Here is an 11906-nt window from a genome sequence, read left to right on the forward strand (position 1 = left end):
CGGCGCTTAGCCGTACGCCGCCCCGCGGTCCAGTTCAGCCATCGCCGCGTGCCACCCGGAAGCCGGCGAAATCCTGGTTCACGGGCATCAGTTCCAGCCGGTTGATGTTGAGATGCGGGGGCAGTCCGGCAATCCACACGATGGTATCGGCGATGTCCTCGCCCGTCATCGGGTCGGCACCGCGATAAAGCTCGTCGCTGGCCTGCTGGCTGCCGGTGCGAACCAGCGTGAACTCAGTTTCCACCATCCCGGGCTCGATACTGGTCACGCGCACGCCGGTGCCGTGCAGGTCCGCCCGGAGCGCCAGCGTGAAGTGATTGGCGAAGGCCTTGGACCCGGCATAGACGTTGCCGCCTGGATAGACGTAACTGCCCGCGACCGAACCGATGGTCACGATGGCGCCCTTGCGCTCGATCAAACGCGGCAGCAGCTTGCGGGTCAGCCGGACCATGGCGGTGACATTGGTGTCGATCATGGTCTGCCAGTCGTCGAGGCTGGACTTCTGAGCGGGCGCGAGCCCTTGCGCGAGGCCGGCGTTGTTCACCAGCAGATCAACCGCCGCAAATTCCGTCGGCAGATTCGCGATCGCCTCGTCCATCGCGGCCTCGTCGCGCACATCGAAGATGGCCGCGTGCACCCTGTCCGGGCCCAGCTCGGCCACTAGCGCGTCCAGCCGTTCCTTGCGGCGTCCCGTCGCGACGCAGCGCCAGCCGGCCTGCACCAGCGCTCTGACGGTCGCCTCCCCGATGCCGGCGGTCGCGCCGGTGACGAATGCGGTTTTCATGCTCGATCCTTCGGAGGGGTCACGGTGATGGCGAGGGTGAATTGCATATCCTGTCCGGGGGGCAGGCTTACGATGCCGGGCTTCTCGGTCAGCTCGCCCGTAAAACCGACGGGATCGGCGATACCCTGCCACGGCTCGATGCACAGGTAAGGCGCGCCCGGTTTCTGCCAGATGCCCAGCATCGGGAGGTTTTCCCATTCAAGCGACACGCTGCCGCCACCCGGCGCTCCGAATTCGCAGGAGCGCGAATGCAGACGATCCCAGATCAGCGCATCGGGCTCGAACATGGCGGAATCGGGCGCCAGCCTCCCTTCGGCGACTGGGGTGGGGAAGGGTTCGGGCAACAGCAACCCGGATGCCGGATCGATCCGGCGGATAGGCTGGGGCTCGTCCTCGGCAAAATAGATGCGATGCGCATCGTGCGCCCCACCGGGCAGCGGCCATGCGAAGGCCGGATGGAACCCGAAGCTGAAGGGCATCGGGCTGTCGCCGCGATTGCTGACCGTCGCGGTGGTGGTCAGCGTGGCGCCCCACACGCGAAAGAACAGGTCGAGCCGGAATGCGAAAGGGTAGGCGCCGCGTGTCGCCGCGCTATCCTCCAGCACGAAGCGCGCCCATTCGTAAGGCTCATGCTCCTCGCACCGGAACAGCGACTTGCGCGCGAAGCCATGCTTCTCGAGCGCGTATTCCTCGCCGCCCAATCGGTAGCGACCGCCGTTGAGCGCACCCACGATAGGAAACAGGATCGGGGCATGGCCGGTCCACCAGCGCGGATCGGCATCGGTCATGTATTCGCGCCCCGCCGCATCGGTGAGCGAGAGCAACTCCGCACCCATCGGATCGATGCGCGCGGTCAGATCGCCGCTGGTGATGGCGAGAGGTTCGCTCACCCGCGCAGCTCTGCGCCCTGCTTGGCGGCGCTGCCGACAATTCGGTCACTGATTGCCTTGAGGTCGACATCGGTAAAGGTCTTGTCGCCCGGCTGGAGCGTGACTTCCACCGCGACCGATTTCCTGCCCTCGGGAACGCCCTGGCCTGCAAAAACGTCGAACACGCGGGCATCCACGATCGCCTGCTTGTCTGCGCCGCGCACCGCTTTCACCAGATCGCCCGCCGCCAGATCAGCCGGGACCATGAATGCGAAGTCGCGCGTCACCGCCTGGAGGGCCGGTGGGCTGTAGACCGGGCGAGCGAAGCTGGCGTTCCGCGCTTCGGGATTGGCATCGAGGAAGATCTCCGCCGCCATCACCGGGCCATCCATGTCGAATGCCTTGAGCGTTGCCGGGTGCAGCGCGCCGAAGCGGGCCAGCACTTTCTTCGGCCCCAGCCGCAGAGTGGCGGACTGGCCGGGATGGAACTGCGCGCCGGCATCCCCCATCACCATCAGATTGCCTACTGGCGCGCCGGCAGCCTCGAGCAGCGCCATGGCCTCGGCCTTGGCATCATAGGCGTCGAATGGCTGGCCCTTGCCGCCATTGATTGTCGCTGCCCAGCCGCGCGCAGTTTTTTCCCCGCTCAACAGCACCGCAACGGTCGGCCTCTCGTCGCTGGCGCCATCCACGCCCACGAAATAGCGGCGTCCGACTTCGAACAGCCGCGTTCCTGCCGCGCCGCGATTGGCATTGCGCTTGGCTGCCGCGAGCAGGCCGGGGATGAGCGAAGGGCGCATTGCCTTCATGTCTTCGCTAATCGGGTTATCCAGCACCCACAGGCTTTCCCCGTCGGCGAAATGCTCGGCATCGGCGGTGGGCAGGAAGCTCCAGGTAACCGCTTCGTTCAACCCGCGCGCCGCGGCGGTGCGGCGCACGCGGCGCTCTGTTTTCTGGAGCGGGGTGGCAGTCGGCCTAGCCACGCCCTCGGCGCGCGGCAGGGGCACGCTCGCCACCTTGTCGAGACCGTGTATACGTACGACTTCTTCGACCAGATCGGCCGGTCCCTCGATATCGTGGCGGCGGGGCGGGCAGGTCACCTGCCAGTCGGCGGATACGGTGAAATCGAGCGATTCGAGGATGCGCCGCTGTTCCGCCTCGGGGACGTCCACGCCGCCCAGCCGCCGCGCCATACCGGGGTCGAACGCCAGCACCAAGGGTTCGGCGGGCGGGGTGCCCACACGCATGACCTCGCTCGCCGTACCGCCGCAGATGCGTAGGATCATATCGGACAGGAGCGCCAGACCGTCATCCAGAAAGGCGGGGTCGACACCGCGTTCGAAGCGCGTGCGCGCATCGCTGGCAAGGCCCAGCTTGCGACCGGTCACGCCGATGTTCTCGGGCGCGAAATAGGCGATTTCCAGCAGCACGTCGGTGGTTCCGTCGGTAACGCCGGAATGCTCGCCGCCCATGATCCCGGCAATGTCGTGCACGCCCGCATCGTCGGCGATCACCGTCATGCTGGAATCGAGGGTATAGGTCTTCTCGTTCAGCGCCTCTATCTGCTCCCCGTCACGGGCGCGGCGCGCCACCATGCTGCCCGTCAGCTTCGCAAGGTCGTAGACATGCGCCGGGCGCCCGAAGGCCAGCATCAGGTAATTGGTAATATCCACCAGCGCGCTGATCGGGCGCTGGCCGGCGGATTTCAGGCGCCGCTGCATCCAGTCGGGGCTGGGCCCGTTGGAAACGCCGCTGATCGTGCGGCCGTACCAGGCGGGGCAGCCTTCGTGGTCTTCAATCCCGATAGCGACCTTCATCGCGCCTTCACCGGTGATATCGGGCACCGGCCAAGGCTTGAACGTGCCCATGCCCGCCGCGGCCAGATCGCGCGCGATGCCCATCACGCCCATGCAATCGGGGCGGTTGGCGGTGATGGCGACGTCCAGCACGGGGCTGGCCGCGTGGTAATCCGCGAAACTCTGTCCCACCGGCGCATCGGCGGGCAGCTCGATGATGCCGTCCTGCTCTTCGCCCAGCTCCAGTTCGCGCACCGAACACATCATGCCGTTGGATTCGACGCCGCGAATGGCGGACTTGCGCAGTTCCATGCCGTTGGCGGGTACCACCGCACCGGGCAAGCCCAGCACGCCTTTCATCCCGGCGCGGGCATTGGGCGCGCCGCAGACCACCTGCAGCGGATCGCCTTCACCGGTATCCACGGTCAGCACCTGCAGCTTGTCGGCGTCGGGGTGCGGTGAGGCGGTCAGAACCTCGGCCACGCGGAAGCCGGCCAGCTTCTCGGCAGGGTCCTCGATCCCCTCCACCTCGTGCCCGATGCGATTGAGGGCATCGGCTATCTCGGTGACAGTCGCCTCGGTCTCGAGGAAGGTCTTGAGCCATTCGAGCGAGAACTTCATCGCGCCGCTCCCACGCCTGCGGACAGCGTGGGCTGTTCCTGCGGAGTGAAGCCATAATGCGACAGCCAGCGGGCATCACCATCGAAGAAGGCACGCAAATCATTCATTCCGTATTTGAGCATGGCCAGCCGGTCGATGCCGCAGCCGAAGGCGAAGCCGGAATAGCGATCCGGATCGACGCCGGCGAATTCCAGAACCCGGCGATTGACCATGCCGCTGCCGAGCAGTTCCATCCAGGCATGGCCGGGCGCATCGCCGTCACCGCCCACCACGCGTCGGCCGCCTTCGGTGGCATAGCCCACGTCGACCTCGACGCTGGGTTCGGTGAAGGGGAAATAGCTGGGGCGCAGGCGCAGCACGATATCGTCGCGCTCGAAGAAGGCCTTGAGGAAGGTCTCCAGCGTCCACTTGAGGTGGCCCAGATGGATGCCCTCGTCCACCACCAGCCCTTCCACCTGGTGGAACATGGGCGTGTGTGTCGCGTCGCTGTCGCTGCGATAGGTGCGGCCCGGGGCGATGATCCTGAGCGGCGCGCCCCTTTCGACCATCGCCCTGATCTGTACCGGAGACGTGTGCGTTCGCAGCAGGGTTCGACCCGTTCGCTCTCCCTGATCGAGCGCGTGATCGACAGGTTTTTCGGGGAAATAGAACGTGTCGTGCATCGCGCGCGCCGGGTGGGTTTCGGCCATGTTGAGCGCGGTGAAATTATGCCAGTCGTCTTCGATTTCCGGTCCGGTCGCTACCGAGAAGCCGAGATCGGCAAAGATCTCGGCAAGTTCGTCCATCACCTGGCTTACCGGATGGACGCTGCCCTTGGGTGCTTCGGGGGCGGGCAGGGTGAGGTCCAGGGTTTCCTGCGCCAGCCGCGCTTCCAGCTCCGCCGCTTCCAGCGCCTCGCGCCGTTCGCTCAGCGCATCCTGCACATCGGCCCTAAGACCTTGAATTTTTGGGCCTTCCGACTGGCGTTCTTCGGGCGACATCTTGCCCAGCGTTTTCAGCAGCCCGGATATGGAGCCCTGCTTGCCGAGAAATTCGACCCGCAGCGCCTCGACATCGGCAGGGGTGGCGGCTGCGGCGATCCGCGCGCGGGCATCCGTTTCGATCGATTGGAGATCACTCATGGCAAGCGCCCCTAGCGCCCGCGGGGGCGAAGCTAAAGCCCGCTTTTCGGGGAATCTGCGGACGTGCCCGGCCCCTGCGGCGCATCCAGCGTCTGCACCGGCGATCCCCATTGCCGCTCGCGCTCGGCCATGAAGGCGCCCAGCACGGGATGCTCCATCGCGGCATATTCGCTTGGGCTCATGCACATGAACGCATGGAATTCCCGCGTGAAATGGGCGTGATCGGTGTAGTGGAGGTCGATCACCTGCGACCAGGTGGTCTTCTCCGCGAGCATGAACGCGGCGAGGGTGCGCATCATCCGCTGGCGGCGGATGAGCAACTGCGGGGGGAAGCCGAAATACCGCGCGCACATCCGCTCCAGGGTGCGCGGCGTCATCGCGGACTGGCTGGCCAGCTGGGCGGGGCTGCGCACCTCGGGGTCGATCAGCGCCTCGTGCACGGCGCAAATCCTCGCTTTGTCACGCAGCGGTCGGTCTAGGGCGAGAAAATGATCGCAGATGATCTCGGCCTGAGCCTCTTCGCTCTCTGCCTCGGCATTTTCGAGCGCGTGCTGAAGCGCCCTGAACCGGATGAAGGCCGGGTGCTGCATTCCGTCGCTGACGCTGTCTGCAAGCTCGCTGGCGGGCACCTCGATGAATTTGGCCCAGCCCAGCGGCAGCAGGCCGATACCCCACATGCGCGTCTTGGGCAGGCGGAAGGCGGTGGGATGTGCGCTCGGACCCGTCGCGGTGAATGGCGTTTCTTTCAGCATAGCGCCGTCTGGTCGTCTGGTTTCGGGAAGCGCACCCTGGAAGAACCGCAGATTGCCCCATTCCGGGTGCAGGGCATCGGTCAGAAATCGACCCTCGGGCAAGTCGACCTCGAGGAGGTAGAAGCTCGTGAAACAGCCCGCCAGCGACTGCGGCGGGTGGAAAAAACGCGCCCGAAGGGTCTTCCTCCCCATGGAACGGACTATGGCATAGTGCGGCCCCGTTCTCAATCGGCGGCCAGCGCCCCCATTTTCGCTGCGTCTGCGCGTCGCGGGGGAGGCGCGCTGGGCCGGTGCAGCACCTGCACGGGGGCGCCCAGCAGGGCCCGCCGCGCCCGTAGGGCCGTCATGGCGATGGGATGCTCCATCCGGGCGTATTCGCGCGGGAGCATGCCCATGAAGGCTCGAAAGTCGCGAACAAACTGCGCCTGATCGTGGTAATTCGAATCCAGCGAGCCGATCCATTTGAGCGAAGGGTCGACCAGAAAGCGGGATAAACTGCGCAGGAAGCGCTGCCGGCGCAGCAGGAGCTGAGGCGTAAAGCCGAAATGCCGACGGCAAAACCGTTCCAGCGTGCGGCTGCCGAGCCCCAGGGCGCTCTGAAGCTCCCCGACAGAACGCACATCCTCCGACAGCAGCGCCTCGTGGGCTTCGACGATCAGGTCGCTCCCGCGGGCAGACGGCTCTACCAGTCGGGTGAAAAGATCGTTCAGCGTGCCGACGGCTCCGGCGGTGTCGGCCGGGGCTGCCATTATCGAAGCGATGGCTGCCTTGATCTCTGCCAGACCTTCCACCTCCGCCAGATCATGAAAGCGGTCCGCAAAATCGCTGGCAGGTAAGCCGATGAATTGGGTGAACCCAAGGGGCAGCAGTCCCACGCCCCAGAAATCTCCACGTGCGATGCGCAGATAAGTGAGCTTGCTGGTCGGCCCGGCCACGACCGCCTCTGGCACCATCTGAAACTCCGTGCTCCCGACTGCGGCTTCGTACACGGCCCCCTTGCCGAAGCGTAGATTGGCCCATTCGGGCGGAAGGCCGTCCTCGATCAGATGACGCGAGGTGACCTCGGTCCGGTAATACAAAGTAATGTAGGGGGCTAGAGCTGGAGCGGGCAGGAACAGGTGCAGTCGCAGGCCTGGGCCTTCTACCACGGTCGGCGCCGTGCTCACGACAATGTCCTGCGACCAGTGGGCATCCGGCGGGCAATCCACCGCAGAACGCCTGAAATCAAGACACAAAAACGGGGGCTGGTCCGAAGACCGCCCCCGCTCCGTGATCCGTTTCCGGCGTGCCTTAGTTGGGCAGCGCGGCCTTCGCCTGGCCGATGATCGCCTTGAAGGCGGCGCCTTCATTCATGGCGAGATCGGCCATCACCTTGCGGTCCAGTTCGATGCCGGCCAGCTTGGTGCCGTGCATGAACTGCGAATAGGTAAGGCCTTCGGCACGAACGGCCGCATTGATGCGCTGGATCCACAGCGCGCGGAAGTTCCGCTTCTTAACCTTGCGGTCGCGATAGGCGTACTGGCCGGCCTTTTCGACCGCCTGACGGGCAACGCGAATGGTGTTCTTGCGGCGGCCGCGGTAACCCTTGGCCTGATCCAGTAAACGCTTGTGCTTCTGGCGCGTGGTAACGCCGCGTTTGATGCGAGGCATATCGTAATTCCTTCAGAAAAACCGGGCTCAGTTAAGGCCGTAGGGGGCCCACTTCTTCACATGCGCAACGTCTGCATCGGACAGGACGTCGGTGCCGCGGTTCTGGCGGATATACTTCGCATTGTGGCTCATCAGGCGGTGGCGCTTGCCGGCGACACCATGCTTGACCTTGCCGGTGGCGGTGAATTTGAAGCGCTTCTTCACACCGCTCTTGGTCTTCATCTTGGGCATTTTCATCTCCTTTCAGAGACACGCTGTAACCAGCCCTGGCAGCCCTGATGGCCAGGCCGGTTGGGAATCACGTGTCGGTGAAGGCGCGCGACATAGCGAAAAGCGTGTCGATTGCAAGGGGGCAGGGGGGTATCGAGACGGCTCAGTCCGCGTAGATCATCTTCACCGTCATGCCGCCATCCACGTTGACGGCCTGCCCGGTGACGAAGCCGGCCGAGACAAGCCATGCGACCGTTTCGGCAATGTCTTCGGGCCGGCCGACACGCCCCGCAGGATGCTGCTCGCGGTCCTTCTTGCGATACGAGGGTTCGCTGCGGTCCGCCTCCTTCTGCCACGGCCCGGTCTCGATCCAGCCCGGGCGGATGGTGTTGACACGGATTTCGGGGCCCAACGACACAGCCATCGCATGCGTGAGCGCATCCAATCCACCCTTTGCGGCCGCATAGCCGAAGCATTCGGGTTCGCTCATGACCGCCCGCGTGCTTGATATGTTGACGATCGCGCCGGTCCTGCCCCGCTTCATCAACGGAACCGCAGCCCGGCTGCAGAGGAATGCCGCGGTCAGGCTGGCATCGATCCATGTCTGGAAATCCGCGAGCGAAAGTTCTTCGAGAGGTCCGCTATAGGGATCGGCTATCCCCGCGTTGTTGATCAGCGCGCCAAGAGCATCGCCGTCAAGCCAATCGGCTATGGCGACGAAGGCCGCTTGCACCTCGTCTTCTTTCCCGACATCCGCCTTGTGCAGAAGAACCCGTGAATCGGCAAAAGCGCCGCGTAATTCTTCGAGCGCTTCCTGATCCTTGTCCAGTCCCGCAACGCGCCACCCCTTCGCCGCGAAATGCATCAGCACCGCGCGCCCGATTCCGGACCCGGCACCCGTCACGATCATGGTCGGCTCAGTGTTCATTGTTATTTTCTCCCGGAATCAGGAACCATTTTTAGCGAATTCGGTTTACGCCGATCCAAACGCGCAACGAGAAACTGTCGGTTCGGCAATAGGTTACGCGCGGAACCATTTGCAGCGCAAGCGTTAAGCGATTCTGGACGGGTTACGAGGCAACCCTTATGGAAAACCAACTACCTCTGATGATCGGTTTCGTGGTCATGTCGCTCAGCTCGCTCGCGCTTTACGTGTACGGAGACAAGCGACGCGAGTTTCGACATCACACTCAATTTCACGCGATGGTGCCTTTCATCGCAGCCACGGCCTATCTCGCGATGTGGCTTGGGACAGGGGTGATCGAAGGGGTAGGGGAGGCAACGCTTTATCTGCCGCGCTATGCCGATTGGGCCACGACGACGCCCATCCTCCTGACCGGGCTCATTCTCACCGGTCTGCATGAACATCCGCGCCATTCCACCTATATCCTCCCGGCAATCGTACTCGATGTGTTGATGATCGCTACAGGCCTGCTTGCATCGCTGGCGACTTCGGAGTTCGTGAAGTGGGTTTGGTATGCGTGGTCCTGCGCGGCTTTCGCTGGGGTTCTTTATATCCTGTGGGTCCCTGTGCGCCGCATCGGTGAAAACCTCGGTGGAGGGATTGAACGCGTTTACCGTGGCAATCTCGCCTTCCTCACGGTTGTGTGGCTGATCTACCCGGTGGCCTATCTCGTCGGTCCGGAGGGAACCCGCCTCCTGTCCAATACCGCCAGCCTGTGGCTTATCCTCGCTCTCGATATCACCGCTAAGGTGATTTACGGGTTCGTTGCGACAAAGCGGTTCAAGCAACTTCCGGTCAGCGAGGATCGCGCGGCAATCACCGTTTAAGTCATCGCTTCAAGCACGTCCTCCAGACGGGCGGCATCCCCTAGCGCCAGCACGCGACCATCGCTCTGCGCGTCTAGGGGATTGCCTTGCCAGTCCGACATGATGCCGCCGGCACCCTCCACCACGGGCACCAAAGCGGCGAAGTCGTAGAGCTTGAGATCGGCCTCGCACACGATATCCATGTGGCCGCTCGCCAGCAGGCCATAGGAATAGCAGTCGCCGCCCCAGACGATCTTGCGCTCCGCCACGCCCTTCGCCAGCCCCATGAAGGCATCCGCATCGCCTTCACCGAACATGTGCGGGCTGGTGGCGCCCATGACCGCATCCGACAATTCGAGGCAGGGGCGGCACCCCACGACATCGCCGTTGAAGGTGGTGGGATGGCCGACCCGCCCGGCCCAGCGTTCCTTCAGAATCGGCTGGTCGATCACGCCCAGCACCGGCCAGCCATCCTGGACGAGCGCGATCAGCGTGCCGAAAATGGGCCGCCCGGCGATGAAGCTGGTGGTCCCATCGATGGGGTCGAGCACCCACTGGCGTGCTGCGCCCTCGCGGGTCTTCCCGTATTCCTCGCCATGTATGCCATCCTCGGGGCGTTCGGATTCGAGGATAGCGCGCATCGCGGACTCCGCCGCGCGATCCGCCTCGGTAACGAAAGATCGGTCATCCTTGCGTTCTTCGGTCCACTGGCCCCTGAACAGCGGGCGGATTGCCGCGCCCGCGGCATCGGCGAGACGATTGGCGAGCGTCAGATCGGAACTGTTAGGCATATTTGTGCATTTGCCTCCTCGATGATCATGGTCAAGCGCCGCGGTCAGCCCTTCGGGTCGCTTCCGGGGGATTTGCATGAAGTCCGGCTCCAACGACGGCACGCGCGCCGGTGGGCGCCAGAATGCCGTCGCGCGCCCTTTGCGATTCGGGACCAACACCGGATCCACGCCGCAAGGAATGCCGCTGGCGCTTACCCGCCGGCCCAACACCCTTGCGCAGCCGTGGATCAGCAATATCGGTGTGACCGATGTGACTTTGGCCCCGGGCGGAACGATCGAGGATTGCACCTTCAACGCCCATCCGGTGCTGCGCATCATCTACGGTGCGCACTGGACCGCCAGGACCGCCGATGGTCTTTTCGAGTACCATCCGGGCGACGCGGGTCTGCCCCTGTATTTCGGACCCAACGCGCACGCCATGCCGCTGAGCGTACATGGGTCTTTCCGGGTGGTGACGGTCAACTTCGTGCCGGGCGCGTCCAGCGCATTCGATGTGCCGCCTCAGCCCGAGACGGTCGATAGAATCTATCGCATGGACCCCATTTCGGGGAGTCCGGCGCCGCTGCCCGGCTATGAACCAAAGGCGGACGTGCGCGACTGGCTGGATGCGGTGGATAATCAGCTTTGTGAAGCCCTTGCCGCTGCCGACCCCGCGCCGCCGCACGATCTGATGGCCGCGTTTGAGACCGCCAGCCTTACCGACCCTTCGCTCAGGCTCGACGATTTCGCCCGGGCGCGTGGCGTCTCCCGCCGTACGCTGGAACGGATAATTCGTCGGGAATGGGGCCTGAGCCCGGCCGAGGCCCTGCGCCGCGCACGCGGTCTGGACCTTGCCGCGCTGCTGCTGGGCGTGGCGCTGGAGGAAGAGGAGCAGGACCTTCGCCTGCGCTATTTCGACGAGCCGCACATGATCCGCGAGATGCGGCACTTTTTCGCCATGACGCCGGGCCAGTTGCGCAATGGATCACACCCCTTGCTCCGCATCACGATGGAGATCCGCCAATCCCGGCGGGTCGAACTGCTGGAGCGTATTGCCGCCGGCCAATTGGCCCCCTGGCGCGATCCCGGCGCGGAACCAGGCGGCCCCGATCCCGCCGCGCCGGGCGGGCTTAGTCGAAAAGCGAGCTGACGCTGCTTTCATCGGCGATGCGGCGCACCGCCTCTCCGATCAGCGGCGCAATCGTCAGGATGCGGATGCGCTTCGAATCGAGTGCCGCGTCGGTGGGGCGGATCGAATCGGTGATGACCAGTTCCTTCAGCGCACTGGCATCCACCCGCGCCACCGCTCCGCCCGAAAGAACCCCGTGGGTGATATAGGCGGCCACCGAACTGGCGCCGGCATCGAGAAGGGCCTGCGCGGCGTTGCAAAGCGTACCTCCCGAATCGATGATATCGTCGATCAGGATGCAGTCCCGCCCCGAAACATCGCCGATGATGTTCATGACTTCCGATTCGCCGGGACGGTCGCGGCGCTTGTCGACGATGGCGAGCGGGGCATTGTCCAGCCGCTTGGCCAGCGCGCGGGCGCGCACCACACCGCCC

13 protein-coding genes are annotated in these 11906 nt (G+C 64.6%); 2 read left to right on the plus strand and 11 right to left on the minus strand.

Features of this window, described 5'->3' with window-relative positions:
- Positions 1-34: 34 nt before the first annotated feature.
- The 9 genes from ACFDTG_RS04625 to ACFDTG_RS04665 all read right to left on the minus strand — a co-directional run bounded on the left by ACFDTG_RS04625 (position 35) and on the right by ACFDTG_RS04665 (position 8731).
- A complete protein-coding gene (locus tag ACFDTG_RS04625; protein WP_375289842.1) occupies positions 35-784 on the minus strand; it encodes an SDR family NAD(P)-dependent oxidoreductase in 750 nt (249 codons plus the stop codon).
- Positions 781-1674: an aldose 1-epimerase family protein gene (locus tag ACFDTG_RS04630; RefSeq protein ID WP_375289843.1), complete on the minus strand. Its 894-nt coding sequence runs from the start codon at positions 1672-1674 to the stop codon at positions 781-783. The genes ACFDTG_RS04625 and ACFDTG_RS04630 overlap by 4 nt, the downstream gene beginning before the upstream one ends.
- Positions 1671-4070, minus strand: a complete 2400-nt coding sequence (pheT, locus tag ACFDTG_RS04635; protein WP_375289844.1) for a phenylalanine--tRNA ligase subunit beta — start codon at positions 4068-4070, stop codon at positions 1671-1673. The genes ACFDTG_RS04630 and pheT overlap by 4 nt, the downstream gene beginning before the upstream one ends.
- Positions 4067-5191, minus strand: a complete 1125-nt coding sequence (pheS, locus tag ACFDTG_RS04640) for a phenylalanine--tRNA ligase subunit alpha (RefSeq protein WP_375289845.1) — start codon at positions 5189-5191, stop codon at positions 4067-4069. Before pheS ends, pheT begins: the two co-directional genes overlap by 4 nt.
- A 32-nt stretch (positions 5192-5223) precedes the next feature.
- A complete protein-coding gene (locus tag ACFDTG_RS04645; RefSeq protein WP_375289846.1) occupies positions 5224-6135 on the minus strand; it encodes a helix-turn-helix domain-containing protein in 912 nt (303 codons plus the stop codon).
- A 32-nt stretch (positions 6136-6167) separates the two neighbouring features.
- Positions 6168-7109, minus strand: coding sequence for a helix-turn-helix domain-containing protein (locus ACFDTG_RS04650; RefSeq protein ID WP_375289847.1), 942 nt, complete (start codon positions 7107-7109; stop codon positions 6168-6170).
- Positions 7110-7233: 124 nt separating this feature from the next.
- Complete coding sequence (gene rplT / locus ACFDTG_RS04655) at positions 7234-7593, minus strand: 50S ribosomal protein L20 (RefSeq protein WP_375289848.1); 360 nt, start codon at positions 7591-7593, stop codon at positions 7234-7236.
- A 27-nt stretch (positions 7594-7620) separates the two neighbouring features.
- A complete protein-coding gene (rpmI, locus tag ACFDTG_RS04660; RefSeq protein WP_375289849.1) occupies positions 7621-7824 on the minus strand; it encodes a 50S ribosomal protein L35 in 204 nt (67 codons plus the stop codon).
- A 142-nt stretch (positions 7825-7966) separates the two neighbouring features.
- On the minus strand, positions 7967-8731 hold the full coding sequence (locus ACFDTG_RS04665; protein WP_375289850.1) for an SDR family NAD(P)-dependent oxidoreductase: 765 nt from the start codon (positions 8729-8731) through the stop codon (positions 7967-7969).
- A gap of 158 nt (positions 8732-8889) precedes the next feature.
- Between ACFDTG_RS04665 and ACFDTG_RS04670 the strand changes: the two genes are divergently transcribed.
- Positions 8890-9594: a bacteriorhodopsin gene (locus tag ACFDTG_RS04670; RefSeq protein ID WP_375289851.1), complete on the plus strand. Its 705-nt coding sequence runs from the start codon at positions 8890-8892 to the stop codon at positions 9592-9594.
- On the opposite strand, the gene ACFDTG_RS04675 is transcribed toward ACFDTG_RS04670, so the two are convergent.
- On the minus strand, positions 9591-10364 hold the full coding sequence (locus ACFDTG_RS04675; protein WP_375289852.1) for an inositol monophosphatase family protein: 774 nt from the start codon (positions 10362-10364) through the stop codon (positions 9591-9593). The two genes, ACFDTG_RS04670 and ACFDTG_RS04675, sit on opposite strands and share 4 nt — an antisense overlap.
- 76 nt (positions 10365-10440) lie before the next feature.
- On the opposite strand from ACFDTG_RS04675, the gene ACFDTG_RS04680 reads away from it, so the two are divergent.
- Complete coding sequence (locus tag ACFDTG_RS04680; RefSeq protein ID WP_375289853.1) at positions 10441-11493, plus strand: helix-turn-helix domain-containing protein; 1053 nt, start codon at positions 10441-10443, stop codon at positions 11491-11493.
- Here ACFDTG_RS04680 and prs read toward each other — a convergent pair.
- Positions 11474-11906, minus strand: a 433-nt coding sequence (prs, locus tag ACFDTG_RS04685) for a ribose-phosphate diphosphokinase (RefSeq protein ID WP_375289854.1), incomplete at its 5' end; no start/stop codon positions are given. The two genes, ACFDTG_RS04680 and prs, sit on opposite strands and share 20 nt — an antisense overlap.

This window comes from Qipengyuania sp. (assembly GCF_042095715.1).
Classification (GTDB): domain Bacteria; phylum Pseudomonadota; class Alphaproteobacteria; order Sphingomonadales; family Sphingomonadaceae; genus Qipengyuania.